17 protein-coding genes are annotated in these 22732 nt (G+C 66.6%); 11 read left to right on the forward strand and 6 right to left on the reverse strand.

Going from position 1 to position 22732, the window contains the following annotated elements:
* Positions 1-43: 43 nt before the first annotated feature.
* Positions 44-1408, reverse strand: coding sequence for a metalloprotease PmbA (pmbA, locus tag ACO6D5_RS12355; RefSeq protein ID WP_315527899.1), 1365 nt, complete (start codon positions 1406-1408; stop codon positions 44-46).
* Positions 1409-1466: 58 nt separating this feature from the next.
* Between pmbA and yjgA the strand changes: the two genes are divergently transcribed.
* From yjgA to ACO6D5_RS12385, 6 genes are all read left to right on the forward strand, one after another.
* Entirely contained in the window at positions 1467-2018 is a 552-nt protein-coding gene (gene yjgA, locus ACO6D5_RS12360; RefSeq protein WP_006226684.1) for a ribosome biogenesis factor YjgA, read from the forward strand.
* Positions 2019-2050: 32 nt separating this feature from the next.
* Positions 2051-2728: an alpha/beta hydrolase gene (locus tag ACO6D5_RS12365; RefSeq protein ID WP_485825538.1), complete on the forward strand. Its 678-nt coding sequence runs from the start codon at positions 2051-2053 to the stop codon at positions 2726-2728.
* Between the two features lie 284 nt (positions 2729-3012).
* A complete protein-coding gene (locus ACO6D5_RS12370; protein ID WP_088590298.1) occupies positions 3013-4017 on the forward strand; it encodes an ABC transporter substrate-binding protein in 1005 nt (334 codons plus the stop codon).
* A complete protein-coding gene (locus tag ACO6D5_RS12375; RefSeq protein WP_315527950.1) occupies positions 4017-4829 on the forward strand; it encodes an ATP-binding cassette domain-containing protein in 813 nt (270 codons plus the stop codon). Before ACO6D5_RS12370 ends, ACO6D5_RS12375 begins: the two co-directional genes overlap by 1 nt.
* A 3-nt stretch (positions 4830-4832) precedes the next feature.
* Positions 4833-5669, forward strand: a complete 837-nt coding sequence (locus ACO6D5_RS12380) for an ABC transporter permease (protein WP_315527904.1) — start codon at positions 4833-4835, stop codon at positions 5667-5669.
* A 9-nt stretch (positions 5670-5678) separates the two neighbouring features.
* Positions 5679-6371 carry an isochorismatase family protein gene (locus ACO6D5_RS12385; protein WP_315527905.1) on the forward strand — a complete coding sequence of 231 codons (693 nt, stop codon included), beginning with the start codon at positions 5679-5681 and terminating at the stop codon, positions 6369-6371.
* 54 nt (positions 6372-6425) lie between these two features.
* On the opposite strand, the gene ACO6D5_RS12390 is transcribed toward ACO6D5_RS12385, so the two are convergent.
* Positions 6426-8867 (reverse strand): bifunctional acetate--CoA ligase family protein/GNAT family N-acetyltransferase, encoded by a 2442-nt coding sequence (locus tag ACO6D5_RS12390; protein WP_485825539.1) that lies wholly within the window; start codon positions 8865-8867, stop codon positions 6426-6428.
* A gap of 129 nt (positions 8868-8996) precedes the next feature.
* Between ACO6D5_RS12390 and gltX the strand changes: the two genes are divergently transcribed.
* A complete protein-coding gene (gltX, locus tag ACO6D5_RS12395; protein ID WP_315527909.1) occupies positions 8997-10403 on the forward strand; it encodes a glutamate--tRNA ligase in 1407 nt (468 codons plus the stop codon).
* Between the two features lie 60 nt (positions 10404-10463).
* On the opposite strand, the gene ACO6D5_RS12400 is transcribed toward gltX, so the two are convergent.
* The 3 genes from ACO6D5_RS12400 to ACO6D5_RS12410 form a co-directional block, all read right to left on the reverse strand.
* The gene (locus tag ACO6D5_RS12400; protein ID WP_485825540.1) at positions 10464-11663 is read right to left on the reverse strand and encodes an MFS transporter; all 1200 of its coding nucleotides are present in this window, start codon (positions 11661-11663) and stop codon (positions 10464-10466) included.
* A 98-nt stretch (positions 11664-11761) separates the two neighbouring features.
* A complete protein-coding gene (locus ACO6D5_RS12405) occupies positions 11762-12268 on the reverse strand; it encodes a hypothetical protein (RefSeq protein ID WP_006226675.1) in 507 nt (168 codons plus the stop codon).
* Between the two features lie 189 nt (positions 12269-12457).
* Positions 12458-13357, reverse strand: coding sequence for a LysR substrate-binding domain-containing protein (locus ACO6D5_RS12410; protein ID WP_485825541.1), 900 nt, complete (start codon positions 13355-13357; stop codon positions 12458-12460).
* 85 nt (positions 13358-13442) lie between these two features.
* Between ACO6D5_RS12410 and ACO6D5_RS12415 the strand changes: the two genes are divergently transcribed.
* Positions 13443-14285: an alpha/beta fold hydrolase gene (locus ACO6D5_RS12415; protein ID WP_485825542.1), complete on the forward strand. Its 843-nt coding sequence runs from the start codon at positions 13443-13445 to the stop codon at positions 14283-14285.
* A gap of 80 nt (positions 14286-14365) precedes the next feature.
* Positions 14366-15331: a Bug family tripartite tricarboxylate transporter substrate binding protein gene (locus tag ACO6D5_RS12420; RefSeq protein ID WP_485825543.1), complete on the forward strand. Its 966-nt coding sequence runs from the start codon at positions 14366-14368 to the stop codon at positions 15329-15331.
* A 67-nt stretch (positions 15332-15398) separates the two neighbouring features.
* Here ACO6D5_RS12420 and ACO6D5_RS12425 read toward each other — a convergent pair whose 3' ends face one another.
* The gene (locus ACO6D5_RS12425) at positions 15399-15848 is read right to left on the reverse strand and encodes an Lrp/AsnC family transcriptional regulator (RefSeq protein ID WP_169271862.1); all 450 of its coding nucleotides are present in this window, start codon (positions 15846-15848) and stop codon (positions 15399-15401) included.
* A gap of 130 nt (positions 15849-15978) precedes the next feature.
* On the opposite strand from ACO6D5_RS12425, the gene ACO6D5_RS12430 reads away from it, so the two are divergent.
* Together ACO6D5_RS12430 and ACO6D5_RS12435 are read left to right on the forward strand one after the other, a co-directional pair.
* Positions 15979-19485 carry an indolepyruvate ferredoxin oxidoreductase family protein gene (locus ACO6D5_RS12430; RefSeq protein WP_485825544.1) on the forward strand — a complete coding sequence of 1169 codons (3507 nt, stop codon included), beginning with the start codon at positions 15979-15981 and terminating at the stop codon, positions 19483-19485.
* Between the two features lie 302 nt (positions 19486-19787).
* The gene (locus tag ACO6D5_RS12435) at positions 19788-22718 is read left to right on the forward strand and encodes a ribonucleoside-diphosphate reductase subunit alpha (protein ID WP_315527922.1); all 2931 of its coding nucleotides are present in this window, start codon (positions 19788-19790) and stop codon (positions 22716-22718) included.
* Positions 22719-22732 lie beyond the last annotated feature (14 nt).

The following is a 22732-nucleotide window of genomic DNA, read 5'->3' on the forward strand; positions in this document are numbered from 1 at the left end:
GCGAAGACGCGCGGGCGGCGGCCCCGCCCGCGCGTGAGGGGGATCAGGTCCCCGCGATGGCCATTTGCTCGATCAGGATCGAGCCGGTGGTCTTGGTGCCGCGCGAAATGGTGTCCGCGCCCACGGCGACGATCTGCTGGAACATGTCCGCCAGATTGCCGGCGATGGTGATTTCCTGGACGGCATGCTGGATCTTGCCGTTTTCCACCCAGTAGCCGAACGCGCCGCGCGAGTAGTCGCCCGTGACGTAGTTGACGCCCTGGCCGATCAGTTCGGTGACGAGAAAGCCCGTGCCCAGCTTCTTCAGCATGGCTTCGAAGTTGTCGCCGCGCTTGGTCAGCGTGGAGCTGAACACCAGATTGTGCGAGCCGCCGGCGTTGCCGGTGGTGGCCATGCCCAGCTTGCGGGCGGTGTAGGACGACAGGAAATAGCCTTCCAGCACGCCGGCCGACACCACGTCGCGGCGACGCGTGCGCACGCCCTCGTCGTCAAACGGCGAGCTGCCCATGCCGCCGCGGATGTGGGGATCTTCGGTCAGATTGATGTGCTTGGGGAAGATCGGCTTGCCCAGCGAGTCCACCAGGAAGCTGGCCTTGCGGTAGAGCGCCCCGCCGTTGACGGCCTGGGTCAGCGCGCCGACCAGTCCCAGCGCCAGCGGCGCCTCGAACAGGACGGGGAATTTGCCGGTGCGGATGCGGCGGGCCGACAGGCGGCTCAGCGTGCGCTCGGCGGCGTAGCGGCCGATGGCCTCGGGCGAAGCCAGCTTGGCCGGATCGCGCTCCGACGTGTACCAGTAGTCACGCTGCATGCCGTTGCCGCGACCCGCGATGGGCGCCACGGACAGGCTGTGGCGCGAATACGGGTAGCCGCCCAGGAAGCCCCGGGTGTTGCCCATCACGAACTGGCCTTCGTAGGTGCCCACGGTGGCGCCGTCGGTGTTGGTGATGCGGGCGTCGACGTCGCGCGCGGCGCGTTCGGCGCGCAGCGCGAGTTCGGCGGCTTCTTCAGTGGACACGCTCCAGGCGCGGTGCAGGTCCAGGTCGGGGAATTCGGTGGCCAGCTGGTCGGCGTCGGGCAGGCCGGCGGCCGGATCGGCGGCGGTATGGCGGGCAATGTGCCAGGCGGCTTCGACCGTCTGGCGCAAGGCCGCTTCGGAAAAGTCGGAGGTCGAGGCGGACCCGCGGCTCTGGCCGGCGTAGACCGTCAGGTCCAGCGAGCGGTCGCGCGTCTGCTCAACGGTTTCGATGTCGTTCTTTCGGACCGAGACCGACAGGCCCAGGCTTTCCGAGACTTCCGCCGCGGCGTCCGAGGCGCCGATCTGGCGCGCATAGGCGAGGGTTTGTTCGACGAGTTCGGAAAAACGCGCGTGATTCGCCGCCAGCGGCAAGGATGAGGAGGATTTAACCATTGCTGTCCAATTTGCAGAGACGGTTATCATAGCCAAGTCTGTCATTGCGCAGTTTTCCATGAATTCCCATACTGAAGAAGAATCCGTCGACGACGGTTACGATGAAAACGGCTACGACCGTCCCAGCAAGTCCCAGGTCAAGCGCGAAATGCACGCCTTGCTGGACCTGGGCAAACAGCTGATCGAACTGTCCCCCGAACGCCTCAAGCAACTGCCGCTGGCCGAACGCCTCTATGAGGCGATCCGCATGGCGCAGCGCACGACCGGCCGCGAAGGCCGCCGCCGTCAGGTCCACTTCGTGGGCAAGCTGATGCGCGACGCCCCCGCCGACGAGATCCGCGCCCAGCTCGACGTCTGGGAAAACGGCTCGCGCGAAGAAACCGCCGCCATGCACCGGCTGGAAACGCTGCGCGACCGCCTGCTGGACGACGACGACCTGCTGACCAAGCTGCTGGCGAACAATCCGCAAGCCGATGCGCAACAACTGCGCACGCTGATCCGCGCCGCCCGCAAGGAAAAGCTGGGCAATGCCTCGCTGCTGCAAGGCCAGGAACCGCAGAAGAAGCACTACCGTGCGCTGTTCCAGGCCTTGAAGACCCTGACGCTCTGATTCCCCTTCCCTGATTTTCCCGCCGGCCGTCCATGAACGCTTCCACCGACCTGCTCGATTGCATCGAGATCGAAACCGCCTCCAACCCCACGCATGCCGTGATCTGGCTGCACGGCCTGGGCGCCGACGGCAATGACTTCGCGCCCATCGTGCCGGAGCTGGACCTGCCCGCGGGCCTGGGCGTGCGCTTCGTGTTCCCGAACGCGCCGGTGCAGCGCGTGACGATCAACAACGGCATGGCGATGCGCTCCTGGTACGACATCCTGGTGATGGACCTGGTGCGCGTGGAAGACGCCAAGGGCATCCGGGCCTCCGAAGCGGCCATCCACAAGCTGATCGCGCGCGAAAATGCCCGCGGCATCCCCACGTCCAACATCGTGCTGGCCGGGTTTTCGCAAGGCAGCGCCATGACGCTGCACACGGGCCTGCGCCTGCCGGAGAAACTGGCGGGCATGATGGCGCTGTCGGGCTACCTGCCGTTGGTGGACACCGCCGAAGCCGAACGCCACAGCGCCAACAACGCCACGCCGATCTTCATGGCCCACGGCCAGTACGACCCGGTCGTGTCGCTGGCGCGCGCCGAAGCGTCGCTGGCTGAACTGAAGCGCTTGGGCTACGACGTGCGCTGGCACACGTATCCCATGCCGCATTCGGTGTGCGCCGAAGAGGTAGCGGACATTTCCCGCTTCCTGAACGACGTCCTGGCCTGAAGGGGCCCCGGGCGGCGCGCCCTGCCCGCCCGATAAAAACCAATCCTGTATACCAAGTGGTATTCAAGCCCTGAATTTTCCGGGCTTGGCCGGCGCTCGTCCATAGAGAAAAACGCCAATCGCAAAATACTTGTCGCCCATTTGTATTGAATATAGTATTCGATCCATGCCTTACGGCCCGGGCAGCGATCGTTCGGGCTTCCCTGTTGTTGTTGTCGATTCCATCCCATTGGCCGTGTTGCGCCGGGTTTCGGCGTGCCATACAAGACGCAGGAGAAAGTCCCGTGAAATCCTTGCCATTGCCCCGCCTGGCGGGCGCGGCGCTGCTCGCGCTGTTCATTCCGCTGGCCGCCCACGCCGAAGCCCTGAATCCCCCCGTGAAGGTCCGCTACGAAGAGGTGGTGCGTTCCATCCTCTACGTGCCCAAGTACGTGGCCCTGTCGCAGGGGTATTTCAAGGACGCCGGGCTGGACGTGTCCATGAAGACCTCCCAGGGCACCGACAAGGGCATGACGGCCCTGCTGTCGGGCAGCGCCGACATCGTGCTGATCGGGCCCGAAGCCTCCATCTATGTGCAGAACAGCGAGTCGCCGGTCAAGCCGAAGATATTCGCCGGCCTGACGGCCACCGACGGGTTCTTCCTCTTGGCGCGCAAGCCCATCGACAAGTTCGACTGGTCTATGCTCAAGGGCAAGGACGTCATCGGCTTTCGGCCCGGGTCCAACCCCATCGTGTTCCTGGAAACCGCGTTGCGCAAGCACGGGCTTGACCCGCAGAAGGACGTGAAACTGCTGAACAACATCGGCATTCCGGCACGCGCTGGCGCGTGGATGGCGGGGCAAGGCGAATACGGCATCTTCCTGGAACCCGAGGCCGGCGAACTGGTACGCAATGGCAAGGGTTATATCGTGGCTTCCGTCGGCCATGAAGTGGGCCAGGTGGACTACACCGTCTTCACCGCCACGGACAAATACATCCGCGACAACCCCAAGGTCATCCAGGCCTGGACCGATGTGGTCGCGCGCGCCGAAAAGTACGTGAAGGACACCCCCGCCGCCACGCTGACCCCGCAGATCATGACGTTCTTCCCCGGCATGGACCAGGGCGCCGTGACCGAAGCGATCGAACGCTACAAGCAGTACCAGATCTGGAAGACATCGCCGCTGGTAACGGCCGAGGCCATGGCGAAGCTGCAAGACATGCTGGTCGCCAGCGCCGTCATGAAGGAAACCGCCCGCGTGAAGTATGAAGACGTGGTGGTGGCCGACTTCGCCAAGAAGGTGCCGTGATGGGAGCCGCCGTCCATAACCTGAAGCCGGCCGTCGCCACGGCGAAGATCGAGCTGCGCGAGGTCTGCCTGTCGTACTTCACGACCGAAGGCGAAACCGAGGCGCTGTCGAACGTGTCGTTCACGCTGGCGCCGGGGGAATTCGTCAGCCTGATCGGGCAAAGCGGCTGCGGCAAGAGCACCTTGCTGTCGCTGATCGCCGGGCTGATCCCGCCGACTTCGGGCGCCGTGCTGATCGACGGCCAGGGCGTGACCAAGCCCAACCCGCGCATCGGCTACATGCTGCAGCAGGACTACCTGTTTGAATGGCGCACCATCCTGGACAACGTGATGCTGGGCGCCGAGATCCAGGGCCGGCGCGACGCGCGCAGCGAGGCGCGCGCCGTGCATCTGCTGGAGAAATGCGGGCTGGGCGCGTTCCTGTCGCACACGCCGCGCCAGTTGTCGGGCGGCATGCGGCAGCGCGCGGCGCTGGCGCGCACACTCGTGACCGAACCCGACGTGATCCTGCTGGACGAGCCCTTTTCGGCGCTCGATTCGCAGACGCGCCTGGCGATCTCGGATGAAGTGGTGGACATCCTGCGCCGCGAAGGCAAGACCGTGGTGCTGGTCACCCACGACATCGGCGAGGCCATCGCCATGACGGACCGCGTCATCGTGCTGTCGCGCCGGCCCGGCAGGCTGAAGAGCCAATACCGCATCCACTACGGCGACGGCCCCCGGCCCACGCCCTTCCAGGCGCGTTCGCGGCCGGAATTCAACACCTATTTCAAACAACTCTGGGACGAGCTGGACGTCCACGTGGAGGGTTGACCCATGAATGCGCCCCTTGCCAATACCGTCCCCCTGCGCGCCGTTCCCGGGCCCAGCGAAAAGTACCTGGATTATCTGCGCCGTGACCGCGCCCGCAAACGCAACATCCGGCTGTCGCAGGCGCTGCTGCTGGTGGTCTTTCTATGCGCCTGGGAAATCCTGCCACGCATGCACGTCCTGAACCCGCTGCTGACGAGCTACCCCAGCGCGCTGTGGCCCACCTTCATCGAACTGTGGAACAACGGCCATCTGGGCAAGCACATCATGACCACGCTGTCGGCCACGCTGGTCGGCTTCACGCTGAGCATGGCGATCGGCATCGTGGTGGCCGCGGCATTGTGGTGGTCGGACTTCCTGTACAAGGTGCTGGACCCCTTCCTGGTGGTGGCCAACGCCATGCCCAAGATCGCCTTCGTGCCGATCTTCTACCTGTGGCTGGGGTCGGACTACGCCGTGTACGGCATGGCGGTCGCCATCGCGGTGTTCGTCACCATCATGGTGGTGTATGCCGGCTTCCGGGGCATCGACCTGAACAAGGTCAAGCTGGCCCACACGTTCGGCGCCAGCCGCTGGCAGGTGCTGACCAAGGTGGTGCTGCCCGGCAGCGTGCCTACCCTGATCGCCGCCGTGAAGATGAACATCGGCCTGGCGCTGGTGGGCGTCATCGTGGGCGAATTCCAGTCGGCGGATTCCGGCCTGGGCTTCCTCATCATGAACGGCAGCCAGGTGTTCAAGCTGAACATCGTCATGACCGCCATCGCCATGCTGGCGCTGATCTCCAGCGTCATGTATCTCATCATCTACCGCGTCGAAGCCGCCGTGGCGCGGCGCTACGGATAAGGAACCGCCATGGAATTCCCGCAATGGGTACAGGATCGCGTCGTGGCCCGCCAGGGCTGCCTGCATCCGTATGACGAGCTGCCCGCCGCCCGCACGGCGGTGGTCGTGGTGGACATGCAGCAGTATTTCACGCTGCCCGGCTACCAGGGCGAATGCGCGCCGGCGCGCGAGATCATCGCGCCGGTGAACCGCCTTTGCGACGCCGTGCGCGCGGCCGGCGGCGTGGTCGTCTGGATACAGACCGCGTCCGACAACGCGGACGCCTTCTGGTCGCACCATCATGGCGTGATGCTGACGCCCGAACGCAGCGCCCGCCGGCTTGAAACACTGCGCCGCGATTCTCCAGGCTTCCAGCTGCACCCGGACCTGCATGCGCACGACAAGGACCTGCGCGTGGTCAAGCGCTTTTACAGTGCGATGGCGCCCGGCTCGTCCGAGCTGGAACCCCTGCTGCGCGGGCTGGGCGTGGACACGCTGCTGATCGCGGGCACCGTCACCAACGTATGCTGCGAATCCACGGCGCGCGACGCCATGATGCGGGACTTCCGAACCATCATGGTCGACGACGCGCTGGCCGCCGTGACGCCGGCCGAGCACGAGCATTCGCTCTACGGCTGGATGCTGTTCTTTGGCGACGTGCTGTCGGTGGATGAAGTGGCGGCACGGCTGACGCCCCGCCAGGCGGCCAGGAAGACCGCCTGAGGGCGGCCTCCAATCCCGTCCCGCACGGGATCAGACCACCTTCAGGACACTGAGTCAGGATAAACCCAGCCAGACCCGGCGCATCGTCGGGTCTTCGGGATCCGCGTCGTTGGTGAAGCCCAGACTCGTCATCAGCGCCAGCATGGGACGGTTCGTCGACAGCACCAGGCCGTCGATGTACTCCAGCCCCTGCTCGCGCGCCGCGTCGATCAGCGCCGTCATCAGCTGACGGCCCAGGCCGCGCCGCTGCCAGTCGTCGCCGATCACCAGCGCGTACTCCGCCCCGCGTCCGTCGGGGTTGCGCAGGTAGTGCGCGAAACCCACGATGACTTCGCGCGGATGGCCGCGGTTGGCCGGGTTCGGCACTTGCGTGGCCGCCACCAGCGCCAACTCGCGGTGGTAATCCACCTGCGTGTAGCGCGACACCATGCGCGGGGTCAGCTCGCGCATCATCGACACGAAGCGCATGTAGCGCGAACGTTCCGACAGGCCGCGGATGAATTCCTGCAAGGCGTCGCCGTCTTCCGGGCGGATCGGGCGCAGCACCCACGGGATGCCGTCGGCGAAGCGGCGCACCTGCACCAGGCGCGCCGGGTACGGGTGGATCGCCATGTGCGGATAGCCTGAAGTCTGCGGCGTTTCGCACCCCGGGGTTTCGGTCAGCATCAGGCGCAGGCCGCCGGCGCGCAGATGCGTTTCGCCAGCGTAGAGGGGATCGATGTCCAGCGTTTCGATGTCGGGCAATTCCGACACCATTTCAGACACCAGCACCACTGCCTGCTGCAGGGACTCGGCCGCGATATGGCCGACGCGGGGCGCCAGCACGCGGCGCCACAGCCGGCTGCGTTCGATCAGTTGCCGGGCCAGGAAGCCGTTGAGCGGCGGCAGGTCCATGCCGCGGTCGGATCCTGACAGCATCGCGTCCGGGCCGCCTGCGCCAAAACGGATGACCGGACCGAACTGCGGATCGCGCCGCACCCGGATCGCCATCGGACGGGATTCGGGTTCGACCGCGGCGACGTCCACCGGCATGTCGCGCAACGGCACGTAGAACAGGCCCAGCAGGGTGCGGATCTCAGAGGTGTTCAGTTCGCGCCGGCAGTCGGCACGCACGCGTGCAATGACGTCGCGCGCCGCGGCCAGGTCAGGCACGTGGCTGGGGGGCTCCTGCGGCTGCGTCTGCAGCAGCAACTGCTGGTTGTAATGGTGGGACGCCAGAACGCCGAACGCGTCGGCGGCGGATTCCGGCGTCCGGAAGGCGGAGGTGCCCGCGTCGTCCAGCATGCGCCGCAAGGGCCGCATGCCGGCGTCGCCCATGAAGCAGCTGACGACGGGCTTTTTCGCCTTGGGCGCGATCAGCGCCAGTTCGCGGGCGACCGCCGGCATGTCGGCCAGCGCGTCGGGCGCCAACAGCACCAGCACGCCATCGACGCCCGTATCGTCCAGCACCGTCTCCAGGATGGCGCGGATGCGCTCCGGGGTCAGCGGCGTGTAGGTGATGACCGGATTGGCGCTGGCGGCGTCCGGCTCCAGCATGGCCTCCAGCGCGCGCCGCGTGGCGGGCGCCAGTTCGGCGCGCAGCACGGCGGCGTCGGGGCCGATCAGGTCCATTGCCAACTGCGGGGGGCCGTTGCCGTTGGAGATCAGCGCCACGCGCCGGCCCTTGGGGCGCCGCGTGTAGCCCAGCACCTTCACCGCCGAGAACAGCTGCACGAAGTAGCGCACCCGCACGGCGCCGGCGCGGCGCAGGGCGGCGTCGAAAATGGCGTCGGCGCTGTCGGCGTCGGACCGCCCGGCTTTCAGCACGATGACCGGCTTGACGCTGGCGGCGGCGCGCAGCGTGCTCATGAATTCACGGGCAGGGCCCACGTCTTCCAGATACAGCACGATGCTGTCGGTGCGCGGGTCGCTGGCCAGGTAGTCCAGCACCTTCGACAGCCCCACCACCGCCTCATCGCCCAGCGACACCGCAGTGGAGAAGCCGATATGCACGTCTTCGGCCCAGTCCATGACCGCCGCCATGATCGAGCGCGACTGCGCCAGCAGCGCCACGCGCCCGGCGCGCGCCAGCACCGGGTGCTGGCTGAAGTTCAGGCCCGCATGGGGACGCTGGGCGCCGAACGAGCGCGGCCCCAGCAATTCGCAGCGGTTTTCTTCGGCCCAGGCCCGGCACAGGGCCAGCGTGCCGCGCGGATACGGGTCGGGCAGTTCGTGGGGCAGCAGGATCACCGAGCGCGGCGCCATCGGCGACAGGCGCCGCAGCGTTTCCGGCAGCACGGCCGGCGACACGCAAACCAGGGCCAGATCAGGCCGTTCGCCCGGCGCCAGCCCTTGCAGGGTGGCGGGCAGTTCGGGCGCGGCCCCCCTTTCGCAGGCCACCACGGTGGTTTTCGCCTTGAGCGCGGGCGACAGGGAGGCCGTCGCCGGCAGGGGCCTGTCGGCAACGATCACCAGCGAGCCGGGTTCGAACATCGGGGCAAGAGCGTGTCGCAGCATAGGAGGCAGGCGCTTATCGGGCCCTAATCTAAAATACCGTTCATCGTAACAAGACAATCCCGTCGTCCGCTTGATGTGGACCCTGCCTGACGCCGCTTTGTGGCGCCGCAGCCGCTATCATTGCCACCTATGACCTCCAACGCCTCCTCCCCCATTCGTACCCGTTTCGCGCCTTCGCCCACGGGCTTTTTGCACCTGGGCGGCGCGCGCACCGCGCTGTTCTCCTGGGCCTTCGCGCGCCACCACCAAGGCACCTTCGTGCTGCGCATCGAAGACACGGACGTCGAACGCTCCACGCCGGAAGCGGTGCAAGCCATCCTGGACAGCATGGAATGGCTGGGCATGCAGCCCGATGAAGGCCCCTTCTACCAGATGCAGCGCATGGACCGCTACCGCGAAGTGGTCGCGCAGATGCTGGCCGCCGGCACCGCCTACCACTGCTACAGCTCGCCCGAAGAAGTGGAAGCCATGCGTGAAGCCGCCCGCGCCCGCGGCGACAAGCCGCGTTACGACGGCACCTGGCGCCCGGAACCGGGCAAGACCCTGCCCGCCATCCCCGACGGCCGCAAGCCCGTCGTGCGCTTCAAGAACCCCCAGGAAGGCGCCACCTCCTGGAACGACATGGTCAAGGGCACGATCAGCTTCGACAACACCGAACTGGACGACCTGATCATCGCGCGCCCGGACGGCACGCCGACCTACAACTTCTGCGTGGTGGTGGACGATTGGGACATGGGCATCACGCACGTCCTGCGCGGCGATGACCACGTCAACAACACGCCGCGCCAGATCAACATCCTGCGCGCGCTGGGCGCGACGCTGCCCGAATACGGCCACGTGCCGATGATCCTGGGCCCGGACGGCGAAAAGCTGTCCAAGCGCCACGGCGCGGTCAACGTCATGGAGTACGACAACGACGGCTACCTGCCCGAGGCCATGATCAACTACCTGGCCCGCCTGGGCTGGAGCCATGGCGACGACGAGCTCTTCTCGCGCGAGCAGCTGGTGTCGTGGTTCGACACCAAGCACCTGTCGAAGTCGGCCTCGCAATGGGATCCGAAGAAGCTGAACTGGGTCAACGCCCACTACATCAAGCAGATGGACAACGCGGAACTGGCCGAACGCGTGGCCCCGCGCGTGGCGAACCGTGGCGGCCATCCGGAAAAAATCGACCTGCCGGGCGTCATGGGCCTCTTGAAGGACCGCGCGGAAACGCTGGAGCAGCTGGCCGACGGCGCCATGCTGTTCTGCGCCGAATTCAAGCCGGCCGCGGCCGAGCTCGTCGAACAGCACCTGACCGCCGCGGCACGCGAAGCGCTGGCCGATTTTGCCCAGCGCGCCGAAGGCACCGACTGGACCCGTGAAGCCATCTCGGCGCTGATCAAGGCCGTGCTGGCCGACCGCGGCCTGAAGATGCCGCAACTGGCGATCCCGCTGCGCGTGGCCGTCACCGGCCAGACGCAGACGCCCGCCGTGGACGCCGTGCTGGCCCTGCTGGGCAAGCAGACCGTGCTGGCCCGCCTGGCCGCGATCTAAACCCGCCACCCACCGGCCACGGGCCTTGCGCATCCCAGGATGCGCAAGGCCCGCGTTGTTTCAAGCCTGTTGAATCGCCGCGCGCGCCTTCAGCGCCCGCGCGAAGAACGCGCCCAGCAGCGGCAGCAGCACGGCAGACCCGCCAAACAGCGCGGCGGCACCGATCTCGTCGACCACCGCGCCCGCCAGGGCCACGCCAGCCGCCTGCCCCATGAACAGGCAGGACGCGAACCAGGCCACGGCGGTGCCGCGCGCCGACGGCACCATCTGCGTCGCGTTGGTCTGCAGCGTGGCATGCAGCAGGTAGTAGCCGAAGCCGGCCAATACGCTGGCAAGCAGGCTCCACATCCAGACCGGCCCCAGCAGGTAGGACAGGAACGCCACGCTCAGCACCAGGCCGCCCGCGATCGCCAGGCCGCGTTCGCCCAGGCGCTTCAGGATGCGACCGGCCACCACCGTGTAGATCAGGCCGCCAACCGCGTACACCGCCACCAGCGCGCCGGCCGCGGTCAGCGAAATATCGAAGCGTTCATGCAGATACGACGGCGCGAACGCCAGGGCGCCGAACACCAGCAGGCCTTCCGCGAAGACGGTCGCCAGCACGATGCGTGCCCAAGGCGTGCCCAGCACCAGCCGCGCCTGCGCCACGAACCCTTGGGTGCCCGCGCCCGCTTCCACCCGGCCAAATCCCGACACCTGCTGGCGCCGCACTTCCAGGTGCAACAGCACGCCCACGGCCAGATACCCCACGACAAGCGCTGCAAAGGCCCAGCGCCAGCCGATGGTGTCGGCGAACAGGCCACCGGCCAATTGCCCGGCCGACATGCCCAGGATGGTGCCGGTGAGGAAACGCGCCAGCGTCGCCTGCCGGCGTTCGTACGGCACGTTGTCGCCGATCCAGGCCATCGACAGCGGCACGATGCCTGCCCCCGCCGCGCCCGACAGCGCGCGGCAGAAGACCAGCACATCCAGGGAATCGGCCATGACGGCGCCCGCGCTGCCCAGCGCGCAGGCCACGGTCGCCACACTGACGACGCGGTACTTGCCGTAGCGGTCGCCGACGGGCCCGAAGAACATCTGCAACACGCCGTAGGCGACGGCGAACGCCGTCACCGCGCGGGCGGCCTGCCCGGTGGTGGTGCCGAATTCCGCCGCCAGTTGCGGCAGCATGGGATCACAGATGCGAAAAGCGCTGGCGCTGACGAAAGCGGCCAGGGCAAGCAGCGCGATGGCGCGTGCTTCGGAGGACATGGCGGGCATGGAGGTCCGGCGGCGAGGCGAAAGTCGAAGCCCGCACCTTACCGCAGCCCGGCCGTCTTGGCGAAGCCGCCGGGCGGAGTGTCCGCCCGGCGCAACGCCTAGTAAGGCAGGCGGTAGCCCGGGGGCATGCGGCGCGCGGTCACGACTTGGCCGCCGGTCTTCAGTTCGCGCAGCGTCAGCTTGGTCTTCTCGACCTTTTCGACGCGGTAGCGGTTCAGGTAGATCGGATCGTTCGCGTCCACCAGTTCGCCGGCGGATTTGGTGGTCCGCATCGTGTAGATGCCGTCCGCCACCGTCCAGCAACCGGTCTCGCGCAGGGCGGGACGCGCCTTGCGGCCGATCTTCAACAGGGTTTCATAGGCCATCGTGCCATCGGCGGACAACACGATCAGCGATTGCAGGTCGCCGCTGACGTCGCGCGGCTTGCTGTTCGACAACCACGTGCCGATCATCGGATCGCCGCTTTGGGCGGGTACGCAAGCCACCGGCTTGGGCGGTTCCGCGGGCTGGGCCTCGGTGATGACGGCGGGCTTCCTGGCGACGCAACCGGCCAGGACCAGAACGGCGCAGGCGATGCCGGCCGAACGCAAATACACACTGCTCATGTCTTCCTCAACACGTCTGTCGACGCGCCGCGCCGATCACACCGGCACGTCCCTCGCGCAGCAAACATGACGCACTCTAAAGAGCCGCCTGGGAAGAATCAACGACGATACGCGCGGAGTGCAATTGCGCAACAGTCGGGCGTTCAAAGCCCCGGGTTTAGCCCTGGAAAACGCACGAATGCGTTGGTTTCAAGCGACACTGCTGCCGCCCCGCACCGCCTTGGCGCGCAGCATGTCTTCCATGCGCGCCGCCGCCGGCGACAGGCTGCGTCCCGCCAGCCGGGTGATGCCCAATTCGCGTTCGATGCGCGGCCGCGACAGCGGCACGAACGCCAGCCCCGGCGAGTCCGGCGGCACGCCCAGCCGCGCCAGCACCGTCACGCCCACGCCGCGTTCCAACATGGCCAGCAGCGACATCATGTTCGACACGAACACCTGCCGGTCCAGCATGAAGGCGGCTTGCGGATAGCCGGCAAGCTGCCGGTGCGCCACGGTGCCCACCAGCGGCAAGCCGGCGATCTCGCGCCACGTCACCGACTTGCGTGCGGCCAGCGGATGGCCGCGATGGCAGACGAGGCCGAAGGCGTCGCGCAGCAGCGGCTCGAACGACAGGCGGCGGTCCTGCAACACCGGGCTGCACACGCCCAGCTCGACTTCGCCCGCCAGCACCATGCGCTCGACGCCTTCGGAGTTGTCGTCGAACAGGCGCAGCGCCACCGCCGGGTAGCGTTCACGGTAGGTGGCCACAAGTTCGGGCAGCCAGTGCGTGGCCACGGTGGCCACAGAGGCCATCGTCAGTGTGCCGGCGCCGTTGTTGGCCAGCCCGGACAGCGCGCCCGCCACGCGGTCGTGATGCTCGACCAGTTCGCGCGCCAGCGGCAGGCAATCCTGCCCGAAGCGCGTGAGCGTGTTGCGGTTGCCGCGTTCGAATAGCGGCTGGCCCAGGCGCTGCTCCATTTCACGGATGGACAAGGACAACGCCGGCTGCGAACGGAAGGCCCGGACAGCCGCCGCGCGAAAACTGCGCAGTTCTGCCACCAGCAGGAAATGCCGGTAGTGCGTGATGGAGAGGTCGGGCAGGGATCGCATCGGGCAACTCGATTTGGAAAACTTATCCAATCATAGGAAAAATAAAGTTTTCTGATCATAGGGGCGCACTTAAGATGGCCGCAAGATGAACGCTGCTGCCCCCACTTCCGCCCCCCTCGCCACGGACCCGCTGGATTTCAGCCTGGCCGACCGCCTGCCCGCCCGCGCTGCGGGACAAGGCCGCCTGATTGTCGGCGCGCTGCCGCAAGACGGCCGGCCCGGCCTGCTCTTCGTGCCGGGCGCCTATCACGGCGCCTGGTGCTTCGCGCACTATCTGGACTACTTCGCCGCCGCCGGCCTGGCCTGCGCGGCGCTGGACCTGCGCGGCCATGGCGCGCTGCCCCAAGACGCGGCGTTTGCGTCCACCACCATCGCAGACCTTGGCCACGACGTGGCATGCGCGCTGGATGCACTGGAAGGCCCCACGATCGTGGTGGGCCACAGCATGGGCGCGTTGCCCGCCCTGCTGGCCGCGCGCCAGCGGCCCGTCGCGGGCGTGGTGCTGATGGCCCCGTCTCCGCCCGGCGACCTGCCCGGCGCGCTGGCCTTGCCCCCGGTGCCTGGCGCCACGCCGCGCGCCGCGCCCGCCCCCGCCGAAATCCGCGCGCGCTTTCTGGCGACCTCGCCCGACCGCGATGTCCGCGCCGTCACAGAACGCCTGTGCGCCGAAAGCCCGCAAGTCCTCAACGACCGCTACCTGTTGCGCGTGGCGCTCGGCGACGCCTCGTTCAACGCGCCCGGCCTGTGCCTGGCGGCCGGGCTGGACACCCATGACCGCCATCCGCCCGGGCAGGACCAGGCGATCGCGCAACGCTATGGCTTTTCCCACGCCGTGCTGGCCGACCAGCCGCACTGCATGATGTACGCGGACCAATGGCAAGTCAGCGCCGCCGCCATCCTGGCGTGGCACCGCGAACAGTTCGGCTGAATCTTCTTTCCCTCGCAGCAACGGCAAAACAACGACACATGACCGCGCAAGCACGCGGCAAGCGCAATCAGGAGACAAGCATGTCCATACCCCGTTTTCTTCGCCCTACGCTCATCGGCGCCGGCCTGATGCTGGCCGCCGCGGCGCACGCCGCGGGCTGGCCCGAAAAGCCCGTGACGATCATCGTGCCGTCCGCACCGGGCGGCGCGGCCGACCTGACCGCGCGGACCTTCGCCCAATACCTGGGCGAACAGACCGGGCAGACCGTGATCGTCGAGGACCGGCCCGGCGCCGGCGGCATCGTCGGCACCAATGCGTCCAAGAACGCGGCGGCCGATGGCTACACCTTCCTCTTGTCCACGAACTCCACGCACGCCGCCAACCAGTTCCTGTACAAGAGCCTGCCCTACGACGCGCAAAAGGACTTCCAGCAAGTCGGCCTGCTGGGCACGTTCGGCACCGTCGGCGTCGTCGCGCCCGGCAGCCCCTACCGTACCGTGCCCGAGCTGGTGGACTATGCCAAGAAGCATCCCGGCGAGGTTTTCTTCGGCTACTACAGCTCGTCCTCGCAAGTGCCGTCGGAACTGTTCAAGCAGCGCGCGGACATCAACATCACCGGCGCGGCCTACAAGAACATCACACAGATCATCACCGACCTGCGCGGCAAACAAATCAGCTTCGCCTTCGTGGACTACCTGACCGCCATGGGCCAGATCGACGGCAAGGGGCTGATCCCCATCGCCGTCACCGGTGCGCAGCCGCATGCCGCCTGGCCCAGCGTGCCGACCATGGCGACCTATTACCCCGATTTCGTCGTTGCCGGCTGGCTGGGCCTGTCGGCCCCCGCGCGCACGCCGCCAGACATCGTCGCGAAGATGAACGCCTACATGCAGGCGGCGGTCAAGGATGAGGCGACCGCGAAGAAGCTGCGCGCGTTGGGTCTGACCCCGGAATCGATGGATGTCGCGCGCTTTGACAACTTCGTGAAGGAAGACACGGCGCGCTGGAAGGAATGGATCCGCATTTCCGGCATCCAGCCCCAATAAACGGCTGCGACGCCGGATTTCCCGCTACAAACATTGCGCCCTCTATATATAGAGGGCGCAATGCGCATCACAGCGGCAGGCGCTGTTCGTGCTTGATCTCGCGCAACGCCACGATGGTGCGCGTCTGGCGGATGCCCGGCATGTTGAAGAGGAACCGGTGCAGGAACCGGTCGTAGGCCTCGGGGCTTTCCACCAGGATCTTCAACAGAAAGTCCGAATCCCCCGTGACCGCATAGCACTCCAGGATTTCGGGCGCATCGCGCACCGAACGCTCGAAGTTCTCCACCGTGCTGGAGGCATGCCGCTCCAGGCTGATCTGCGCGAACATGCATCCCAGCCCCACCTTGCTGCGGTCCACCTGCGCGCTATAGCCCTGGATGACCCCGCTGGCCTCCATCGCCTTCACCCGCCGCCATACCGGTGCGGCCGACAGGCCCACCTTCTCCGACAACTGCTGCGCCGAAGCCCGGCCGTCCTCTTGCAAGGCCTTGAGGATGCCGATATCGGTCTTGTCCATCGCTTTGTCTCCTGGTTTTTGTCGAACACGAAATGTTCATTGCGTATTATAGGGATAGCACGATCCGAAAACGCAATAAATCGAATGCTCCGCGAACCTATCATGGTGCGAAATACCAGGAGCATTCACTATGGACGGCACGCCCGCCCCCGAACCCCAGCTGGACCTTGAGTACCAGCTTGCCGACAACCTCACGCGGGAGTCCGGCCGCATCTTCCTGACGGGCACGCAGGCGCTCGTGCGCATCATGCTCACGCAGGCCCGGGTTGACCGCGAGCGCGGCCTGAACACGGCCGGTTTCGTATCGGGCTACCGCGGGTCGCCGCTAGGCGGCGTCGACATGGCGATGTGGAAATCGAAGAAGGCGCTGGACGCCAGCAAGATCTCCTTCCTGCCCGGCATCAACGAAGACATGGCGGCCACCGCCGTCATGGGGACGCAGCAGGCCGGCGTGCGCGCCGACCGCAACGTCGACGGCGTCTTCGCCATGTGGTACGGCAAGGGCCCGGGCGTGGACCGCGCGGGCGACGCCCTGCATCACGGCAACGCCGCGGGCGCCTCGCGCCACGGCGGCGTCCTGGTGGTGGTGGGCGACGACCACACCGCCGTCTCGTCATCGATTCCGCACGCCAGCGAAGCGTCGCTGATCGGCTGGCAGATGCCCATCGTGCATCCCACGTCCATCGACGAATACGAGACCTTCGCGCTGTGGGGCTGGGCGCTGTCGCGCTATGCCGGCACCTGGGTCGCGTTCAAGGCCGTGTCCGAAACCATCGAAAGCGGCCACTCGTTCACGCCTGCCGCCGTGCAGGCCTACGACATGCCCGCCGATCCGGACATGCCGCCCGAATCGCTGGAGTATTCGGCGCGCGACTTCCTGTCGCTGGCCGTCGAGACGCGCATGAACCTGCGCATGAAGGCCGTGGCCGCGTTCGCGCGCCGCCACAGCATCGACCGCCTCACCTGTCCCGCGCCCCGCGCCACGGTGGGGATCGTGACGGTCGGCAAGGCGCATCTGGACACGATGGAGGCGCTGTCGCGCCTGGGCGTGGACACCGTCACCGCCAATGCGCCCGTGCGCATCTACAAACCCGGCCTGACGTGGCCGCTCGATGGCGAACGGCTGCTGGACTTTGCGCGCGGCCTCTCGCACATCCTCGTGATCGAAGAAAAAGGCGCGGTCGTCGAAAGCCAGATCAAGGATCTGCTGTTCAACCGGCCCGACCGCCCGTCCGTCATTGGCAAGAAGGGCTTCGACGGCGAAACGATGGTGCCGTCGGCCGGCCAGTTGCGCCCGTCGCTGCTGGCGCAGCCGCTGGCCGGCTGGCTCACCCGCACGGCCGGCCTGCCGCTGGCCGCGGACCTGGCGGCGTTCGAGTGCCAGGCCGCGCTGTCCAACGACGCCGACGGCATGCGCCGCCGCCCCTATTTCTGTTCGGGCTGTCCGCACAGCACGTCCACCAAGGTGCCCGAAGGCAGCCAGGCGCTGTCCGGCGTGGGCTGCCATTACATGGCCGCCTGGATGGACCGCGACACCGGCGGCCTGACGCAGATGGGCGGCGAAGGCGTGGACTGGATCGGCTTGTCCCGCTACACCAAGATGCCGCACATCTTCCAGAACATGGGAGAAGGCACCTACTACCACTCGGGCTATCTGGCGATCCGCCAGGCCGTGGCCGCCGGCGCCAACATCACCTACAAGATCCTCTTCAACGACGCCGTCGCGATGACCGGCGGGCAACCGGTGGACGGGCCGATCTCGGTGCCGCAGATCTGCCAGCAGCTGCGCGGCGAAAACGTGGCGCGCATCGTCGTCACCAGCGACGAGCCCGAGAAATACCAGGGCGTGGACCTGGGGCCGGATATCCGGGTGCACCACCGCCGCGAACTGGACGCGCTGCAGCGCGAACTGCGCGAGATCCCGGGTGTGACCGTGCTGATCCACGACCAGACCTGCGCGGCCGAGAAGCGCCGCCGCCGCAAGAAGAACCAGTTCCCGGACCCGGCGCGCCGCATGCTGATCAACAGCGCGGTGTGCGAAGGCTGCGGCGACTGCGGCGTGCAATCGAACTGCCTGTCGGTCGTGCCGCTGGAGACGCCGTATGGCCGCAAGCGCGCCATCGACCAGTCCAGCTGCAACAAGGACTACTCGTGCGCGGAGGGCTTCTGCCCCAGCTTCGTGTCGGTCATGGGCGGCAAGCCCAGGAAGAGCGCGGCGCCCAAGACCGACCAGGAACGCCTGCAACGCCTGATCGAACAATTGCCGCTGCCGGCCACGCCCGCGCTTGACCGCCCCTACCGCCTGCTCGTGGCGGGCATGGGCGGCACGGGCGTCATCACCATCGGCGCCATCGTGTCGATGGCCGCGCACCTGGAAGGCCTGTCGGCCGCGGTGCTCGACCTGACCGGCCTGGCGCAAAAGGGCGGCACGGTCGTCAGCCACATCCGCCTGGCGCCCGCCGGCGCCTCCGCCGGCCCCGTGCGCCTGGACTGGCAACAGGCCGACGCCGCCATCCTGTGCGACCCGGTGGCCTCGGTGGCGCCGGATTCGCTGGGCGCGCTGCGCCGCGGGCACACCCAGGTCACGGTCAACACGTACGTGGCTCCCGTCTCCGACTTCACGCGCAACCCCGATGCCGCCATGCGCCCCGAAGCGCTGCTGGCCAAGATCCGCCACGCGGCGGGCGAGGCCAACACGGCCGCCATCGACGCGCACGAGGCCGCGCTGGCCCTGTTCGGCGACAGCATCCTGTCGAACATGTTCATGCTGGGCTATGCGTGGCAGCGCGGCGGCGTGCCGCTGTCGCAAGCCGCCATCAACCGCGCCATCGAACTGAACGGCGTGGCCGTCGCGGCCAATCGCGCCGCATTCGACAGCGGCCGCCTGGCGGCGCATCAACCCGACGCGCTGGACAGCGCGCTGCGCCCGCGCGCCCAGGTCGTGCAGCTGCACGTGCCCGAGACCTTCGAGCGCGCCGTCGCGCGCCGCATCGCGGACCTGACTGCCTACCAGGACGCGGCCTACGCCCGCGAATACCAGGACGTGGTCGAAGCCATCGCGGCTCGCGAACGCGAACTGGCTCCCGAGGCCAAGACCCCGCGCCTGGCGATGGCGGTGGCCCGCGGCCTGTTCAAGCTGATGGCCTACAAGGACGAATACGAAGTGGCGCGCCTGTACACGGGCGAAGCATTCCAGGCGCAATTGAAGGGCCAGTTCGAAGGCGACTACAGCCTGCGCTTTCACATGGCGCCCCCCATCTTCGCGCGCAAGGACCCGCGCACCGGCGTGCCGCGCAAGGTGACGCTCGGCCCGCGCACCATGACCGCGCTGAAGCTGCTGACCCGCCTGAAGGGCCTGCGCGGCACCTGGTTCGATCCGTTCGGCCGCACCGCCGAGCGCAAGATGGAGCGCGCCCTGATCGGCGAATACCGCCAGACCATAGACCAGCTGCTTGTAGGGTTGACCCGGGACAAGCTCGCGCAAGCAGCTACAATCGCCGGCCTTGCAGAAACCATCCGCGGCTACGGCCACGTGAAGGCTTCGAACGTCGAGAAGTATCGGACGGAATTGGGTCGATTGATGCAGAGCTATACGGCACCGGCCCCGCGCGACATGCCCCTGCGGAAAACCGCATAAACATTCGCTCTGAGCGGTCCTGTCCTGGGCGCGCCTTACTGGGCGCGCCCAGTGCATTTAGTAACAATCTTTTGTGAGCTTCGTCATATCTTCTTCTTGTCCCTGTAGTTCTCGATCACTAGAATTAGTGTCCAACGAGGGGTGCTACACTATATGTTGTGGTCGCCTAAGCGCTGATTCTCGTCGGCCACGCCTTTTGGACTAGCCCGTCCAAGCGTTCCGACCCCCTCAAAAGATCCACATTCGTACCGGACATGACCGTCGTCATGTCGCTATCTACGCGTTTTCGCACAGGAGCTTCCATGCAGACTACGATCGCCTCTGTGACCCGGCCTTCGGCCGTGCCGCCCTCGCAAACCGATTCCCCTGCCGACGCCAATGGCGGGCAATGGGCCAGCTACAACATCATTCGCCGCAATGGCTCGGTGGTCGGGTTCGAACCCAGCAAGATCGCCATCGCCATGACCAAGGCTTTCCTGGCCGTCAACGGCGGCCAGGGCGCAGCGTCCGCGCGGGTGCGCGAGCTGGTCGAGAACCTGACGGGACAAGCCGTCAACGCGCTGGTGCGCAACCGCCCCAACGGCGGCACGTTCCATATTGAAGACATCCAGGACCAGGTCGAACTGGCCCTGATGCGCTCGGGCGAGCATGACGTCGCCCGCGCCTACGTGCTGTACCGCGAGAAGCGCACGCAAGAGCGCGCCGCCGCCGCTGCCGCCGAAGGCCAGGACAAGGCCGCTGCCGCCCCGCAGGAACACGTGCTGAACGTGACCGACGCCGGCGTGCGCCGTCCGCTGGACCTGGCTGAACTGCGCGCGACCATCGTCGCCGCCGGCGAAGGCCTGGCCGAATTCATCGACAGCGAAACGATCCTGAAGGAAACGGTCAAGAACCTGTACGACGGCATCCCCGTCGACGAAGTGTTCAAGTCCGCCATCCTGTCCGCGCGCGCACTGGTTGAAAAAGACCCGGCCTACAGCCAGGTCACCGCCCGTCTGCTGCTGCACACGATCCGCAAGGAAGTGCTGGGCGAAGAAGTGTCGCAAGACGGCATGGGCGCGCGTTACGCCGAATACTTCCCCACGTTCATCGCACGCGGCATCGAAGGCGGCCTGCTGTCGCCCGAGCTGGCCAGCTATGACCTGACCAAGCTGGGTAAGGCCCTGAACGCCAAGCGCGACCTGCAATTCGGCTACCTCGGCCTGCAGACCCTGTACGACCGCTACTTCCTGCACATCCGCGGCACCCGCATCGAACTGCCGCAGGTCTTCTTCATGCGCGTGGCCATGGGCCTGGCGCTGCGCGAAGCCGACCGCGAAACGCGCGCCATCGAGTTCTACGAGATCCTGTCCTCGTTCGACTTCATGAGCTCGACGCCGACGCTGTTCAACTCGGGCACGCTGCACTCGCAGCTGTCGTCGTGCTACCTGACCACCGTCTCGGACGATCTGGAAGGCATCTACGACGCCATCAAGGAAAACGCGCTGCTGGCCAAGTACGCCGGCGGCCTGGGCAACGACTGGACCCCGGTGCGCGCGCTGCGCAGCCACATCAAGGGCACCAACGGCGAAAGCCAGGGCGTCGTCCCGTTCCTGAAGGTCGTCAACGACACCGCCGTGGCGGTGAACCAGGGCGGCAAGCGCAAGGGCGCGGTCTGCACGTACCTGGAATCGTGGCACCTGGACATCGAAGAATTCCTGGAACTGCGCAAGAACACCGGCGACGAACGCCGCCGCACGCACGACATGAACACGGCGAACTGGATTCCCGACCTGTTCATGAAGCGCGTCATGGAAGGTGGCGAATGGACGCTGTTCTCGCCGTCCGACTGCCCTGACCTGCACGACAAGGTCGGCCGCGCTTTCGAAGAAGCCTACGTCGGCTACGAAAACCGCGTGGCCAGCGGCGAGCTCAAGCTCTACAAGAAGATGCCGGCGCTGACGCTGTGGCGCAAGATGCTGTCGATGCTGTTCGAAACCGGCCACCCGTGGATCACGTTCAAGGATCCGTGCAACATCCGTTCGCCGCAGCAGCACGTGGGCGTCGTCCACAGCTCGAACCTGTGCACCGAGATCACGCTGAACACGAACGAATCCGAAATCGCGGTGTGCAACCTGGGTTCCGTGAACCTGGTCGCGCACATGAAGCCGGCTGCCGGCGGCGGTTTCGAACTGGACCACGACAAGATCAAGCGCACCGTCAGCATCGCGATGCGCATGCTCGACAACGTCATCGACATCAACTACTACGCCGTCGAGAAGGCCCGCAATTCCAACGCGCGCCATCGTCCGGTGGGCATGGGCATCATGGGCTTCCAGGATTGCCTGCAGATGATGCGCGTGCCGTACGCGTCGCAAGCCGCCGTTGAATTCGCGGACCGTTCGATGGAAGCGGTGTGCTATCACGCCTACTTCGCATCGAGCCTGCTCGCAGAAGAACGCGGCCGCTATCAGTCGTACGAAGGTTCGTTGTGGTCGCGTGGCATCTTGCCGCAAGACACGTTGAAGATGCTGCGCGATGAGCGCGGTGGCCATGTTGAAGTCGATGAATCGAGCTCGCTCGATTGGGATACGTTGCGCGCGCGCATCAAACAGCACGGCATGCGCAACTCCAATTGCGTTGCAATTGCCCCAACCGCGACTATTTCCAATATCATTGGTGTATCTGCGTGCATCGAACCTACTTTCCAGAACTTGTACGTCAAATCGAATCTCTCCGGCGAGTTCACGGTCGTTAACGATTACCTCGTGCGTGACCTGAAGAAACTCGGTCTCTGGGACGAAGTCATGGTCGCCGACCTCAAGTACTTCGACGGCAGCCTGTCCCGCATCGATCGCGTACCTTCCGAACTCCGCGAACTCTACGCCACCGCGTTCGAAGTCGAACCGAGCTGGCTGGTGGAATGCGCGTCGCGCCGTCAGAAGTGGATCGATCAGGCTCAATCGCTGAACATCTACATGTCGGGCGCATCGGGCAAGAAGCTGGATGACACCTACAAGCTGGCATGGCTGCGTGGTCTGAAGACGACGTACTACCTGCGTACCCTGGGCGCCACCAGCGCCGAAAAATCCACGGGCCGCGGCGGCGAACTGAACGCCGTCACCGCCGGTGGCCAATCCACGGCTGCGGCTGTGGGCGCCGCACCTGTTTTGCCGGAACCCGAAGTTCTCGGGGCGGTTTGCACCATGCGGCCGGGCGACCCCGGCTTCGAAGAGTGCGAAGCCTGCCAATAACCGCTCCGGAGAAT

It is taken from the genome of Achromobacter sp., assembly GCF_057314935.1.

Coding starts and splice junctions, on each gene's coding strand:
- pmbA (WP_315527899.1), bottom strand. CDS start 1,408: ATGGTTAAATCCTCCTCATCCTTGCCGCTGGCGGCGAATCACGCGCGT.
- yjgA (WP_006226684.1), top strand. CDS start 1,467: ATGAATTCCCATACTGAAGAAGAATCCGTCGACGACGGTTACGATGAA.
- ACO6D5_RS12365 (WP_485825538.1), top strand. CDS start 2,051: ATGAACGCTTCCACCGACCTGCTCGATTGCATCGAGATCGAAACCGCC.
- ACO6D5_RS12375 (WP_315527950.1), top strand. CDS start 4,017: ATGGGAGCCGCCGTCCATAACCTGAAGCCGGCCGTCGCCACGGCGAAG.
- ACO6D5_RS12380 (WP_315527904.1), top strand. CDS start 4,833: ATGAATGCGCCCCTTGCCAATACCGTCCCCCTGCGCGCCGTTCCCGGG.
- ACO6D5_RS12385 (WP_315527905.1), top strand. CDS start 5,679: ATGGAATTCCCGCAATGGGTACAGGATCGCGTCGTGGCCCGCCAGGGC.
- ACO6D5_RS12390 (WP_485825539.1), bottom strand. CDS start 8,867: ATGCTGCGACACGCTCTTGCCCCGATGTTCGAACCCGGCTCGCTGGTG.
- gltX (WP_315527909.1), top strand. CDS start 8,997: ATGACCTCCAACGCCTCCTCCCCCATTCGTACCCGTTTCGCGCCTTCG.
- ACO6D5_RS12400 (WP_485825540.1), bottom strand. CDS start 11,663: ATGCCCGCCATGTCCTCCGAAGCACGCGCCATCGCGCTGCTTGCCCTG.
- ACO6D5_RS12405 (WP_006226675.1), bottom strand. CDS start 12,268: ATGAGCAGTGTGTATTTGCGTTCGGCCGGCATCGCCTGCGCCGTTCTG.
- ACO6D5_RS12410 (WP_485825541.1), bottom strand. CDS start 13,357: ATGCGATCCCTGCCCGACCTCTCCATCACGCACTACCGGCATTTCCTG.
- ACO6D5_RS12415 (WP_485825542.1), top strand. CDS start 13,443: ATGAACGCTGCTGCCCCCACTTCCGCCCCCCTCGCCACGGACCCGCTG.
- ACO6D5_RS12420 (WP_485825543.1), top strand. CDS start 14,366: ATGTCCATACCCCGTTTTCTTCGCCCTACGCTCATCGGCGCCGGCCTG.
- ACO6D5_RS12425 (WP_169271862.1), bottom strand. CDS start 15,848: ATGGACAAGACCGATATCGGCATCCTCAAGGCCTTGCAAGAGGACGGC.
- ACO6D5_RS12430 (WP_485825544.1), top strand. CDS start 15,979: ATGGACGGCACGCCCGCCCCCGAACCCCAGCTGGACCTTGAGTACCAG.
- ACO6D5_RS12435 (WP_315527922.1), top strand. CDS start 19,788: ATGCAGACTACGATCGCCTCTGTGACCCGGCCTTCGGCCGTGCCGCCC.